This window comes from uncultured Sphingomonas sp., assembly GCF_913062585.1.
Classification (GTDB): domain Bacteria; phylum Pseudomonadota; class Alphaproteobacteria; order Sphingomonadales; family Sphingomonadaceae; genus Sphingomonas.
This window is the reverse complement of the sequence record NZ_CAJXWX010000020.1, coordinates 58,383-71,836: the sequence shown is the minus strand read 5'-3', so window position 1 is coordinate 71,836 and position 13,454 is coordinate 58,383. Positions and strand designations below refer to the sequence as shown.

Below are 13,454 nucleotides of genomic sequence, written 5' to 3'. Positions count from 1 at the left end.
ACGAGATCTAGTACGGTCTCGTGGGCTCGGAGATGTGTATAAGAGACAGCCCCCACGCCCGCGCCGTTCGTCGTTCGCCGCATCCTCGACCTGAAACAGCCGCTTCGTCACGGCGATTTCGTCTGGGATGAAAGCGGCGCGCCCAAGGGGCCGATCGTCATTACCGTCGACCTGACGGCACAGGTCGTGTCGATCTTTCGGGACGGCTATGAGATCGGGACCGCCGCGATCATCTATGGCGCGGACAATATGCCGACCCCGCTCGGCGTATTTCCGATCCTGGAGAAGGACGCCGAGCACATCTCCAACCTGTATGACGCGCCGATGCCCTATATGCTGCGACTGACGCGCGATGGCGTGGCCATCCATGGCAGCGACGTCCGCTATGGCTATGCCACCCATGGCTGTGTCGGCGTACCGACCGCCTTTGCCCGCAAGCTCTTCGCCGCGACCCGGATCGGCGATCAGGTCATCGTCACCAACGGCAAGCGCTTGAGCATGGGGCAGAGCATCGTCGGCTGATCGCCGTCACAACGGCAATCGCAACGTCACGACCAGCCCACCGCTCGGCGCATCGTCCAGGGTGAGTTCGCCGCCCTCCCGCTTGGCGAAGCCGCTCACGATGCTGAGGCCCAGACCGACTCCGCCCGTATCGCGGCTGCGTGAGGCTTCGCCGCGCTCGAACGGGCGGAGCAGACGTTCGCGATCCTCCCGGGCGATGCCGGGACCGGCGTCGATCACCCGGATGACGGCGGCTTGCGCCTCCTTCGCGACGTCGATCACGCCGCCACCGGCATAGTCGATGGCGTTGCGGACGAGATTTTCGACGGCTCGCCGCAAATCGGGTTCGACGCTGTCGACCGTCACATCCGGCCCGTCGCGCAGAACGACCTGCGGGTGGTCGGCCAGGATGTCGGCGATCAGCGGCCGGACCGCGATAGATTGCCGCCCCGCGCCGATGGTTCTGGCGAAGTCGAGCACATCGGCGATCATCGCCTGCATCCGATCGGCATCGGCGATCATCCGCGTTCGTTGCGGCTCGGGCGCGGCTTCGATTCGCAGCTTCAGGCTGGTCAGCGGCGTGCGCAGGTCATGCGCGACGGCCGTCAGCATCCGCATCCGCTCCTCGCTTTCGGCCGCCAGCCGGTTGCGCAGTTGCAGGATCGCTCCCGCCGCCTCCTGAAGTTCCCGCGGCCCCTGTGCCTGGGGCGGATCGCGCCCCTCGTCGATCGCGGTCGCCAGCGCCCGGAACGGCCGGGTCAGGCGGCGCGCGAACAGCCACACCAGCGGCGCCAGCACGCCCAGGCTCGCGGCCAGCGCGGCCAGCACCTTCAGCCGCCAGCCGCCGAGAAGCGGCTGGTGCGGCGCGACCGACAGCCAACGACCGTCCGCGCCCAATATCGCCGCGGCAAAGGCGGGTTGCGGCAGTTTCAGGACCAACGCGCTCATGATCGCTTCGGTCTGCTGGCCCGGCAGGACCATCCGCATCGGCATCACCCCCTGACGCCGAACCAGCACCGCACCCGCCGGAGCAGCGGGAACAGGCAAGGGTTTGCCGGGCGAAAAAGCGCCCCGCGACGTATAAATTACCATCCCGCCATCGAGCCGCTTGCCCGGTATGCGGTCCAGCCAAACCACCCGGACGGCGGAGAGGGGCCGATGCAGTTCGCGAGCCAGCGCCTTTTGCAACAGCGGGGCGGGTGGTCCCTCCGGCGGCCTTCCGACGCGGCGGTCCAGCACCAGGCTTCCCGCCTCTCCGCCTCGCAGCGCCGCTGCCACGTCCGCGACGGTCATTCTTATCGCGGGCGGATCGGGCATCAACAGGACGATGCTGGCGGTGATGACGACGCTCAGGACCGCGATCGCCACGCTGAACCCGCCAATCGCGGTCAGGGCGCTGGGTGGCCGCCAGAGCGCCCGGATCATGCCGCCCGCACCGATGGCAGAAAGCGATACCCTGCCCCACGCACCGTCTCGATCAGCGGCTCCGGGTCCGCCTCGGCCAGCTTGCGCCGCAGGCGGCTGATCGCAATGTCGATCGCCCGGTCATAGGAGGCCGCATCGTCACCACGCGCGATATCGAGCAACGTATCGCGGCTGAGCACCCGGCCAGCGCGTCGGACAAACGCCGTCAGGAGCGCATATTCGCCCTCGCTCAGCGATACCGGGCGCCCCTGCGGATCGCGCAGGCGACGCTCGCCGGGGCTATACCACCATCCCGCGAAACGGAGGGCATCCCCAGTCGCTGCCGCTGAGACCTCCGCGCGCGGTCGCCGCAAAAGCGCCCGTACGCGGGCGAGCAGTTCGCGCGGCTCGAACGGCTTGGGCAGATAATCCCAGGCCCCGACCTCAAGCCCCACGATCCGGTCTGTCACGGCGTCGAGCGCGCTGAGCATCAAGATCGGCGTCCCCCCAGGTGCCAGACGTCGGCACAGCGACAGCCCGTCCTCGCCGGGCATCATCACGTCGATTACGATCAGATCGACAGGCCCCTCCGCCAATAACCGGTCGCAGGCCATCGCCCCAGCGGCCGTGCGTACGGCATAGCCATGGCCGCCCAGATAATCCGCCAGTGCGTCGCGGATACTGGTGTCGTCGTCGACCACGACGATCCGCTCCGCGCCAAGTGTGTCCGTCTGCATGTCCGAGCGGATAGCACGGCTTTGTAGCATCTTCGTATCGCCCGTCGATACGAAGACGGCATCATCGGGTTACGATGCTCTGCTTCCCTGGGATCCTGTCAACCGGGGGATACAGGTGATCGCCGCCCTTCTGCTCATGCTCGCCACGCCCGCTCCGTCCGCAGAGGCGGAGCTGCCCTGTGCTTCGTCCCAGCCGGCCGAGCGGCTGGCCGGGCAGTGGACCGGCCCTTTTGCCGGTGCGGACTGGACGTTCGAGTTGACCCGCAACGAAAAAGGCTGGAGCGGGCGTTACCGCACCACCCGTGGGCCGAACTGGCATCCGCTGGAGAGGCTCTCCGTGTCGGGCGGATGCGTCTCGTTCGGGCTTCCCTCCCAACCGCCGGTGAGCTTCCACCTCACCCTGGGTAGCGACGGCCGAACATTGGCGGGACAGATCGCAATGGCCGGCCATCTTTCGCTGCCCTTCTCTGCCGTGCGGGGATCGTGACCGTCATGGCGATCGGCCTGGCGCTGCGCATGGCATGGCTGGCAAGCGCGCAAGTCAGCGGCGCGCCACCGCTTGAGTTTCGTGGGCCGGACGGCAAGCCACTCCCCCCGGACGTCCAGCAGCAATTGCGAGAGAAATATAAAAGCGGGTTGCCAGAGCCAAACAAGATGGGCGGCAACAGCGACGTGGTCGTCACGGGCGGTCGCCCGCGCGGTGCGGTGCTGGGCGACATCCCGCCCGAGCGCACCCTGTCGCCGATCGACATTCGCTCCTATGGCGCCGGCACCGTGGCGGACCTGATCGACGCGCTGGGCGCGCAGGTGAAGAGCGGTCGAGGCGATGGGAACGCCTCGCCTGTCGTGTTGCTCAACGGTCGGCGTGTCTCGAGTTTCAACGAGATTGCCCGCATCCCGACCGAGGCGATCGAGCGGACCGACATCCTGCCCGAAGAGGTAGCCCTGAAATATGGCTATCCCGCCGATCAGAAGGTCGTCAACGTCGTTACGTTCGAACGCTTCTCCTCGCGCGTCGGCGTGGCGAATGCCGGGGCCCCGACCGATGGTGGCCAAGCGAGCTGGGGCGGCACCGCCAGCAAGCTGCGCATTACCGGCAATACCCGTGTGCTGCTGGATGCGCAGATCAGCCGCTCGAGCGCGCTGCTGGAGAGCGAGCGTGATCTCCGCCAGATCTCCGGCGATCCCCGACTGGGCGACGTCCGGACCCTGCTGCCCGAGACCAACAGCGTTTCGCTCGGCGCGACGATCGCGGGAACGCTATCGGATGCACTGTCGGCCACGCTGGACGGCCGGTTCGACACGGTCCAGACGCGTGCGCTGGTCGGCCTGAGCCCCGATGGCCGGTTGCACCGGGATGGTGATACGCAGACCGTCCACCTGGGTACGACGCTCGGCGGACATGCGGGACAATGGCTATGGACGGCAACCGGCAATTGGGACCGGGTGACGATTAGCAGCACGACCGATATCGGCGTTACGGCCGCTCCGCGCAACGATGCCCGCGCGGTCAACACCACCGCCAATGCCGACCTGCTGGTCAGTGGTTCGCCCTTCAAACTGCCCGCCGGCGCGGCGTCGGCCAGTCTTCGCGCGGGGCTCGCGACGCGCGATTTCGACAGCGTATCGCGCTGGGGGGCGCTGACCCGCACCAGCGATCTGGGCCGCGACACTGCCTCGCTACAGGGCAATATCGACCTGCCCATCACAGGGGGCGATACGCCAAGCCTGGCATGGCTGGGCAGGCTTTCGGCCAATGCGACGCTGGGGGCCGAGCATCTGTCGGACCGTGGAACGCTGCGCACGATCGGCTATGGTTTCGCCTGGGCACCGAAAGACAGGATATCCGTGCTCGCCTCGATCCAGCATCGCCAGGCGGCCCCCTCGATCGAGCAGCTCGGATCGCCGCTGCTGGTCGTGCCCAATGCGCGCATTTTCGACTTCGTCCAGGGCCAAACCGTAGACGTAACGCGGATCACGGGCAGCAATCCCGGCCTTCGCACCGAGGATCGCCGCGTGATGAGCCTAGGTACCACGATCAAGCCGTTCGCGAAGACCGATTTCGTGTTCAACATCGACTATGCCGACACACGGATCGACAGGCCGATCATGCCCCTGCCCCTGGCGATCGCGCCGGTCGAGGCGGCCTTCCCCGACCGTTTCACCCGAGACGCCGCCGGACTGTTGCAGCGGATCGACGCGACGCCGCTCAACCTTTTCCGTGCGCACCAGCGCCAACTGCGTTGGGGGTTCAGCTATATGAAGCCGCTGGGACGGCTGCCGCCCGGCCTGGCCAACACACAGGTCCGCGTCTTTTCCAGCGAGGCGGAGGCCAAGCGCCGCCTGCCCCCAAACGCTCAGTTCATTCCCGTCGAAGCCGGAAGTGCGGCGGCCCGACGCGTGGAAAACCTCACCAGCCGGTTGATGGTCAGCGTCGAGCATAGCTGGCGGCTGGAGGATGTCGCGTATCTGCGGCCCGGTGCTGCGCCGCTTGACCTCCTCGACGGCGATGCCATCGACCCGCGCGGCGGGCGACCGCGCCACGAGGTCGAGGCGCAGATCGGGGTCTTCAAACGCGGCCTCGGTGCCCGGATCAGCGCCGATTGGCAAAGCGCCACCTATGTGCGCGGCCTCGGTGGCACGGCGGGCGACCTGCATTTTGCCAGCCTGATGACGGTCGACTTGAACCTGTTCGCGAATATCGGCGAGCAGCTCGGCCGCGCGAAGACGCCGTCGCTCTTGCGTGGCACGCGCCTGAGCCTGAGCGTGGCGAATATCCTCAACGCCAGGCAGCAGGTCCGGGACGGCGTGGGTAGCACGCCGATCATCTATCAACCGGCCTATCTCAATCCCTTGGGCCGCAATGTGACGCTCAGCCTAAGGAAAGCGATTTAACATACTGATAACATTACCTTCCTAACGATTCATTGACCCGAGGTGTGGGAATCCATCGGACATGCCCGCTGCCCCTTATAACCGATTCCCGAACACCCCCCATGAAACACTAATGACACTCATTCGCATTTTATAGTTGCCGCCGATAAGCGCTGGAGTTAATGCGATTGCGAATGATTATTAGATAAGGGGTGGGTCATGTTTCTGACTCTAGCTGCGTTGGCGGCGCTCGGGACGCCGGCGAACGACGATAAGGAGCCGGGGGAGCAGCACGACATCGTCGTCACCGCAACGCGCGCGCCGATCCAAGCAAAGGACGCGCCGGTAACCGTCTCGGTCAAGGACGCCGACGACATCGCCGACGAACTGGCGACGGACATCAAGGATCTGGTCCGCTTCGAGCCGGGGATCAGCGTCCGGCGCGCGCCCACCCGGTTCGGTGCGGCGATGGGCACGACTGGGCGGGCGGGCAATGAGGGCTTTGTCGTCCGCGGGATCGGCGGCAATCGCGTGCTGATCCAGGTCGATGGCGTGCGCGTGCCTTACGGCTTCAGCTTCGGCGCGCAGGATGTCGGGCGCGGCGACTATGTCGACCTGGGCCTGGTCAAGTCGGTCGAGTTCCTGCGCGGCCCCGCCTCGGCCCTGTACGGCAGCGACGGGCTGGCGGGTGCGGTAAGCTTCACGACCAGCGATCCGGCTGATATTCTGGGGACCAAATCGGTCGGTGGATCGCTGCGCACCCAATATAATTCGGCGGACACGGAATATACCCAATCGGGCGTGGTCGCGGGTCGATCGGGTGCCGTGTCGGCGATGCTTGCCTATACCCGCCGCGACTTTTCCGAGTTGAAGAACCGGGGCACGGTCGAAGGCACGGGCGTTACCCGGACCGCGCCCAACCCGCAGGACGGCCAATCGAACGCCCTGATGGGCAAGCTGGTCTGGGACGTGGCGCCCGGCCATCGCCTGCGACTGACGGGAGAGTATCTCGACAATCGGATCGCCACCGACGTGCTGACCGGCATCAACACGTCGGTCGCCGGGTTGCAGGCGCTCGATACCGCCACGCGGTGGCGCGGCGGGCTCGACTGGAGCTATGACGGAACGGGCCTGGTCCAGTTCGCGCGGGCGGCCGTCTATCTCCAGGATGCCGATAATCGCCAGTTCAGCGCCGAGGATCGCCGGACGCTCGCCGATCGTGCCCGGCTCAACACGCTGGAGAACCGGGTCTATGGCGGCTCGGGTGAGGTGCGGTTGGGCTTTGCCACCGGCGGGATCACCCACCGGCTCGTGACGGGCGCCGACATCAGCGTGCTGCGCCAGCGGGGCCTGCGTGACGGCACGGTGCCGCCAGCGGGCGAGACCTTCCCGACGCGGGCCTTTCCGACCACCGATTTCACCTTGGCGGGCGCTTTCATCGGCGATGAGATCGGTCTCGGGCCGCTGACCCTGCATCCCGCCCTGCGCTATGACTGGTATCGCCTGTCACCCGACAAGGACCCGCTGCTGCCGCAATTCACCGGAGCAAGCCAATCGGCCGACCGGGTCAGCCCGCGCATCGGTGCGGTGCTCACGCTCGCCCCGACGGTGCGGCTGTTCGCCAGCTATGCCCGCGGCTTCCGTGCACCGGAGCCGGGGCAGATCAACCAGTTCTTCTCCAACCTCGCCTTCGGCTACACCTCGGTCCCCAACCCGAATCTGCGCCCCGAGACCAGCGAGGCGATCGAGGCAGGCCTGCGGCTGAACAGCGAGGCCGTCGACCTGTCGGCCAGCGTGTTTCGCGCCGATTACCACGACTTCATCAGCCAGGAGGTGGTGCGCGGCGCCTTCACCCCGACCAATCCGGCGGTGTATCAGTTCATCAATCTCGACCGCGCCAAGGTGAAGGGTGCCGAGGGGCGGCTAGATGCCCGCGCGGGCAACGGCCTCACAGGGCAGCTTGCCATCTCCTATGCCGAGGGGGACCAGATCGCACCCGATGGCACGGCCCGGCCGCTGTCCACCGTCGATCCGTTGAAGCTGGTCATGGGGGTGGGCTGGCGCGAGCCGGGCCGCAGCCGGTTCGGCGGGCAGCTGACGATGACGCACAGCGCGCGCAAGGCGGCCCAGGACACGATCGGCCTGTGCAGCAGCGAATGCTTCCGCCCTGCCGCCTTCACGATCCTGGACGCCACGCTGTTCGCTCGGCTGACCGATGCGCTGACGCTGCGGGCCGGTGTCTTCAACTTGACCAACGCCACCTATGCCTGGTGGTCGGACGTTCGCGGCCTGTCGGTGCCGCGCCCCCTGCCCGCCGGTGCCGCCGATGTGCCCCCGGTCGCCTTCACTCAGCCTGGTCGCAATGCCAGCGCCTCGCTCACCTTCCGCTTCTGACAAGGACAATCGCCATGAAGAACCCCTCGATGCTGATCGTCGCGGCGCTGGCGCTGCTGCCCGCCCCTGCCCTGGCCGATGGTCCGGTAAAGCAGAACGCGATCGAAGCCCTGGCCGCCAAGGCCGCCGACCGCGCAGAAATCCTGGCCATGGCGGGCAATTACAGGGTGCGTTTCGACATGCAGGAAACGACGCCCTGGACCGCGGGCTACACGCCGCTGGAGCGCAAGATTTCCGGCGGGAACGAGGTGGTGCGCGTGATCGAGGACACGCCCGACCATATCGCGCTCCAGCACCTGCTGGTCGTCGAGCATGATGGCAAGACCCATGTCATCAAGCATTGGCGCCAGGACTGGGATTATCAGCCGTCACGCGTGCTCGTCTATGCGGGCCAGGGCAAATGGGTGTGGGAGGTGGTGCCCGAGCGGATGCGCGCCGGACGCTGGTCGCAGACCGTCTATCAGGTCGATGACAGCCCACGCTATGCGGGCTGGGGCCAGTTCGAAACACAGGCCGGTGTCCGCCGCTGGCGCTCCAACTGGACCTGGCGCCCGCTGGCCCGGCGTGATGCCGTCCGCCATCCGGTCTATGACCGCTATTACTCCATCAACCGCCATCAGCCGACCCCGACCGGCTGGATCCACTGGCAGGACAACACCAAGATGGGCCTGAAGGACGGCAAGCTCGTGCCCATCGTCCAGGAATCGGTCCTCAACACCTATGAGCGGTTCGACGGCTATGACGTGAAGGCCGCCGACGAATATTGGGCCAGGACCAGGGACTATTGGGCGACGGTGCGCGCCGCCTGGACGCGCGTCGCCGATACCAAGGGCGGGATCGCCATCCCGGAAGAGGCCGAAACCGGCACGGTGATCAGCGCCCGCCTGCTCGCCATCGCCGACGACATCCAGTCGGGCAAGATGACCACTGCGGCTGGATCGGCCGAGGCAAAGACGCTGATCGACGAGCACACCCACCCAATCGGTTGATGCGTGGGAGCGCTTCTATGCGAAAGAGCGGAATAGAGCGGATGCGATACCGCCCGGTTGGAATTGAACGCCGTCGAAGCGGATTATCGCCGCGAAGTGGAGAACCTGCACAGGCTGCTGAAAGACCGTATCATCCTCATCCAGGCCAAAGCCGGGCGCGGCGTCAAAATCACGGTGCAGAGCTGGCTCGCCGCCATCATCGGAATAGCGACCGGACGGCTCGTGATGCAGGAATATACGCTTGTGATGGAGCGGGTGAAGGGAATCGAACCCTCGTATTCAGCTTGGGAAGCTGCTGCTCTACCATTGAGCTACACCCGCAAACACAAGCACGCCTGCGGCTTTGCGCGTGAGGCTGTGTCGTTGTTTGGCACCGCGTTTTGCGATGCGCGTGCCGATTGCCACCGCGACCTGGGCTCCGTCAACATGTTTTCTGCGAATTGATGCGACCCGCTTGTCCGATCACGCCATAATCTCGGCGGCCCGTCGGTCAATCGGTTCGCATTCCGCCAGCAGCGTCGCCATGTGTGGATCGTCATCGGACGGCCGCGGCGCATGATACGCCGCGGCCCATATTTCAGATGTCGACGGACAGCGTCAGCTGAACGGTACGCGGGCTGAGCGGCCGGAACAGGCCGTCGCCGGTGAGCGCGGACGAGATGTATGACAGCACGTCCTTATCGAACAGATTGTCGACGTTGACGCGAATGCGCGCATTGCGCACCGGCCCGATCGAAAAGCCGTCGCCGATATCGGCATAGGCGGAAAAGACCGTAAAGCCGGGCAGCGACGATCCGGGCGTATTCTCGAACGTCGATTGGCGGCGGCTGGTGTATTTCCCGGTGATATTGGCGACGAACCACGGTGCCGGTTCGACGGTCAGGCCACCCGACACGATCCATTTCGCGCTATCGGGCAGATATTTACCCGCGATCAGATAGGTACGCGCCGCCGCGGCGATGTTATCCTGAAACTGCGCATGGTTGTAGGTGACGTTCGCGTTGACATACGCAGCGCCGTGCAGGAACGCTGGCTTGTAATTGGCGAGCAGTTCCGCGCCGTAAGCCTTCACCGCGCCGACATTCTGGTAAAAGGTTTCGGTGACGTTGGTCGTGCCTGGCAGGATCGAGGCGATCGACTGAATCCGATTGTCGAACTTGGTGTAATAGCCGGTCAGCGAGGCGAAGAATTCCGGCCGCGTCGTGCGCAGGCCAACTTCGATATTCTTCGACCGCTCCGGCGCGGGTGCACCGACCACCGCCGGGGAATTGGCGTAGGCGACCGAGAAGATGTCGTCCATGCCCTTGGGCAGCGCCATATTTTCGGCATAGGAAGCGAAGAGCTGCGTGCGCGGATCGGCGAAGCGATACAATATGCCGACGGTCGGCAGGAAGAAATCGCGGTAGTGCGCGCGATTATATTTCGGGCCCCAGCCGGCGACGTTCACGCTGGCGACCGTCCGCGCATAATCCGCATAGTCGCGATAGCCGCGCTGCTGATAGTCGAGGTCGAGCGCCTTGATGCCCATGTCGATGCTGAAGGCAGGCGTCAGCTCGATACGGTCGCGAATAAAGAGCTGCGTCGTTGCGCGCTTCGACCGGTAATCGCGGCGGCCATAGACCAGTTCATTGTAATTGGGGGCGCTGGCGGGCGAACCGTCGAGCGTGTTCTGACGCCGCTGGTAGCGGCGATAGCGGTCGTCCTCCGCCCAGATGCCCATGTCGATCGCATGTATCCCGATCTTCGCATGCAGGCTTTGCAGGATGCCCTGACGATAGCCGCCCAGGCTCGACACGCCGAACTGCGTCCCCCGCGGCGCCGTCAGCGCGAGGCCGGACACCAGCCGCTGGCGGTTATAATAGGTCAGCGTGTTGGCGTAGCTGTCGGGCGAGCTGCCCCAGCCGTCCTTATCCTCGTAATAGATCGTCGTTTCGGCGTCGACGCCATCGGCGATGCCGAAGTGGAAGGTGCCGGCGTACAGCCTGTCCTTGCGGACGTTGATCGCCTGTCCATAATAATAGGTATAGTTGGAGTTGGAGTAAGGCACCCCCGCCACCGTCGGCGCATAGGTCGGCAAGGGATCGCCATAATAGCCACGATAGCGGCCGACATGCCCGGCCAGATCGGGCGTCTTGCTGTAATATTCGGTCCGCGACAGCGTCGGCGAGTCATAGTCGAAGAAATCGTTCGACACGAACTTGAACCGCGCCCAGCTGCTGTCGTTGATGTCGACCAGCGCCATCGCCTCCCAATGCTCGCGATCGACGGTGCCGGCCCCACGCCACAGATCGGTGTTGAGCTTGGTACGGCTGACATAGGCTTTCAGCGGTCCCACTTTGCCGGTGCTGACCCGGACGAAGGTACGCTTCATGTCGAAATCGCCGAAGCTCTGCGAAACGAAGGCGCCAAGCTCGTTCTGCGGTACGATCGATCGGTACGACACGACCGGACCAAGTGACGAATAGGTCGGCATCGTCACGCCGCCGGCACCGGGCGACGCCTCGACCACTCCGAGATTCTCGTTGTCGACATAGCGGAATACCGGGCTGCCGCCAAAGGCGTCGCTGCGCCCCATCGGCACGCCGTCGACGACGAAGCCGATCTGGTCGAGGTTGAAGGCGCGCGCCTGCACGCTGTTGCCGAATTCATACAGGCCGAGCGCGCCATCGGTCTGCACGTTGAAGCCCGGCAGCGATTCCAGCATCTTGAGGCCCGAAATGCCCGATGGCGCGGACAACAGGGCATCGCGCGTCACCGCGACGGTGCTGGTGATCCTGTCCTCGCCCACCGCCTCGCTCGCCTGGCTGATGCGGCGGCCGCTGACGACCACGTCCTGGCCCTGTTCAGGCTCGTCGCTGCGCTGCGTGCCCGTGTCCGCGTTCTCCGCGGCGGTCGCCTGCGCGGCCGCAGCCTGCCCCGTCAGCAGCATCGCCGCCGCGCCAAGGACAAGGCCCAGCGCCGTGCCGACGGGGGATGGAACGCGGATTCGGGACATGCACAATCTCCTGATCTGGTCGGCGCACCGACGGACATATTGCCATTCAGATCATCCCCCCCGGGACATATCGGCGGCCGGCTGTACCGGTCCGCTCACAAGGTCAGCCGCGCATCGCGGGCATCATGAGGTTATGGGGATCGTCGGACGCATCCCCGGATCGGCAGCCGCCTGTGCCGCGTCGAGCACACGCAGCGCGTTGCCGCCCCACACTTTGGCGACGTCGGCCGCGCCGTAACCCCGGGCGAGCAGAGCTGCGGTGATCTTGGGGAAAGCCGTGATGTCGTCGAACCCTTCGACTCCGCCGCCGCCGTCGAAATCGCCACTGATCCCGACATGGTCGATACCCGCCACCTCGATCGCGTGGAGCAGATGCTTCATCACGTCGTCGAAGGTCGCGCGCGGTACGGGCCAGCGGGCATCGATCGCTTTGCGTGCCGACAGATAGGCCTTGCGGTCCGCCTCGGTCATCGTCGCGCGCGGTGGCTGCTTCGCCGCCAGTTCGGCCAGAGCCGCCTCGCGTGCAGGGATCTTGGGCTGCGCGATCATATAGCCGTCGAAGGCGTTGATCTGCACGACGCCCCCCTTGGCGGCGAGCGCGCGAAGATCCGCGTCGGTGACGTTGCGCGGATGGTCGAAGATCGCGCGCACGCCCGAATGCGACAGGATGATCGGCGCCCGCGACTGCGCGATCGTCTGGCGCAGCACGTCGTCGGAGGCGTGGCTGCAATCGATCAGGATGCCGAGCCGGTTCGCCTCCGCCACGAACGCCTTGCCCTTCGGGCTGAGGCCGTTCCATTCAGGCTTGTCGGTCGCACTGTCGGCGAGGTCGTTGGTCTTGAAATGGACCGGGCTCATCATCGTGACGCCCAGCCGCTGGAAGGTGCGCACCAGCGACAGATCGCCTTCGAACGGATAGCCGTTCTCCATGCTGATGAAGACGAACCGCTTCTTCGCGGCGACCGCGGCACGCGCTTCGGCAGCCGTCGTTACCAGCCGAAACGCGTCCGGGTGGCGCGCGACCATCTCGCGGATCTGCACCGCGCGGACCAGACCGGCGTCACGGGCGTCGCGATCGCCCTCCGGCGTGCGCAGGCCCTGCGCGGTGAAGATCGCGAAGAAGCCGCCGTCGATCCCGCCTTCGACCATACGCGGATAGTCGACCTGGTCGCCACTCTCTGCGCGGCTGTGGCGATCCATGATGCTCCAGCCGGGGCGGCCGAGATTGGCGGGCGTGTCGAAATGCGTGTCGAGCACGATCGTCGCATCATGCACCCGCCGCGCCTCCTGCGGGATGGCAGATGTGGTTGGGGACGTCTGCGCCGCGAGCGGCACCGCTGCCAGCGCGGTCAGCAGCGCGCCGCGCGTCAAAGCAGATACGGATGTCATACTCGTCAGCCCCCAGCCGTGATATTCACTGACCTGCAAGACGGTTGTCGGGACACAATCTGCTATCACGGATGTCATTTTTATTTCATGATGGCTGGACAGCCGCCCCGAACGCTGATGGTATCGGGGTAACGACATGCCTTGGGAGAGGATCGCCTGCACTGCGTTCGG

Annotated in this window: 9 protein-coding genes and 1 tRNA gene; 5 read left to right on the top strand and 5 right to left on the bottom strand. The window is 65.7% G+C overall.

Features of this window, described 5'->3' with window-relative positions:
- Window positions 1–81 precede the first annotated feature (81 nt).
- Window positions 82–522 (top strand): L,D-transpeptidase family protein, encoded by a 441-nt coding sequence (locus QZ546_RS13430; RefSeq protein WP_367113534.1) that lies wholly within the window; start codon window positions 82–84, stop codon window positions 520–522.
- A gap of 6 nt (window positions 523–528) precedes the next feature.
- Here QZ546_RS13430 and QZ546_RS13425 read toward each other — a convergent pair whose 3' ends face one another.
- Together QZ546_RS13425 and QZ546_RS13420 are read right to left on the bottom strand one after the other, a co-directional pair.
- Window positions 529–1,926 (bottom strand): HAMP domain-containing sensor histidine kinase, encoded by a 1,398-nt coding sequence (locus tag QZ546_RS13425; protein ID WP_294238406.1) that lies wholly within the window; start codon window positions 1,924–1,926, stop codon window positions 529–531.
- The gene (locus tag QZ546_RS13420; protein WP_294238403.1) at window positions 1,923–2,642 is read right to left on the bottom strand and encodes a response regulator; all 720 of its coding nucleotides are present in this window, start codon (window positions 2,640–2,642) and stop codon (window positions 1,923–1,925) included. Before QZ546_RS13420 ends, QZ546_RS13425 begins: the two co-directional genes overlap by 4 nt.
- Window positions 2,643–2,757: 115 nt before the next feature.
- Here QZ546_RS13420 and QZ546_RS13415 point away from each other — a divergent pair, with 115 nt between their 5' ends.
- From QZ546_RS13415 to QZ546_RS13400, 4 genes are all read left to right on the top strand, one after another.
- Window positions 2,758–3,129 (top strand): hypothetical protein, encoded by a 372-nt coding sequence (locus QZ546_RS13415; protein ID WP_294238400.1) that lies wholly within the window; start codon window positions 2,758–2,760, stop codon window positions 3,127–3,129.
- Entirely contained in the window at window positions 3,126–5,537 is a 2,412-nt protein-coding gene (locus tag QZ546_RS13410; RefSeq protein ID WP_294238399.1) for a TonB-dependent receptor, read from the top strand. The genes QZ546_RS13415 and QZ546_RS13410 overlap by 4 nt, the downstream gene beginning before the upstream one ends.
- 198 nt (window positions 5,538–5,735) lie before the next feature.
- Window positions 5,736–7,910: a TonB-dependent hemoglobin/transferrin/lactoferrin family receptor gene (locus QZ546_RS13405; RefSeq protein ID WP_294238397.1), complete on the top strand. Its 2,175-nt coding sequence runs from the start codon at window positions 5,736–5,738 to the stop codon at window positions 7,908–7,910.
- A 14-nt stretch (window positions 7,911–7,924) separates the two neighbouring features.
- Complete coding sequence (locus tag QZ546_RS13400; protein ID WP_294238396.1) at window positions 7,925–8,899, top strand: DUF6607 family protein; 975 nt, start codon at window positions 7,925–7,927, stop codon at window positions 8,897–8,899.
- Between the two features lie 247 nt (window positions 8,900–9,146).
- On the opposite strand, the gene QZ546_RS13395 is transcribed toward QZ546_RS13400, so the two are convergent.
- The 3 genes from QZ546_RS13395 to QZ546_RS13385 form a co-directional block, all read right to left on the bottom strand.
- Window positions 9,147–9,220 (bottom strand) — tRNA-Gly (locus QZ546_RS13395).
- Between the two features lie 256 nt (window positions 9,221–9,476).
- Window positions 9,477–11,894: a TonB-dependent receptor gene (locus tag QZ546_RS13390; protein ID WP_294238394.1), complete on the bottom strand. Its 2,418-nt coding sequence runs from the start codon at window positions 11,892–11,894 to the stop codon at window positions 9,477–9,479.
- A 123-nt stretch (window positions 11,895–12,017) separates the two neighbouring features.
- Window positions 12,018–13,283: a dipeptidase gene (locus QZ546_RS13385; RefSeq protein WP_294238392.1), complete on the bottom strand. Its 1,266-nt coding sequence runs from the start codon at window positions 13,281–13,283 to the stop codon at window positions 12,018–12,020.
- Between the last annotated feature and the right edge of the window lie 171 nt (window positions 13,284–13,454).

What these genes read in the sequence shown, in the direction of transcription:
- QZ546_RS13400 (WP_294238396.1), top strand. Translation starts at nt 7,925, where the DNA reads ATGAAGAACCCCTCGATGCTGATCGTCGCGGCGCTGGCGCTGCTGCCC.
- QZ546_RS13385 (WP_294238392.1), bottom strand. Translation starts at nt 13,283, where the DNA reads ATGACATCCGTATCTGCTTTGACGCGCGGCGCGCTGCTGACCGCGCTG.
- QZ546_RS13420 (WP_294238403.1), bottom strand. Translation starts at nt 2,642, where the DNA reads ATGCAGACGGACACACTTGGCGCGGAGCGGATCGTCGTGGTCGACGAC.
- QZ546_RS13425 (WP_294238406.1), bottom strand. Translation starts at nt 1,926, where the DNA reads ATGATCCGGGCGCTCTGGCGGCCACCCAGCGCCCTGACCGCGATTGGC.
- QZ546_RS13405 (WP_294238397.1), top strand. Translation starts at nt 5,736, where the DNA reads ATGTTTCTGACTCTAGCTGCGTTGGCGGCGCTCGGGACGCCGGCGAAC.
- QZ546_RS13390 (WP_294238394.1), bottom strand. Translation starts at nt 11,894, where the DNA reads ATGTCCCGAATCCGCGTTCCATCCCCCGTCGGCACGGCGCTGGGCCTT.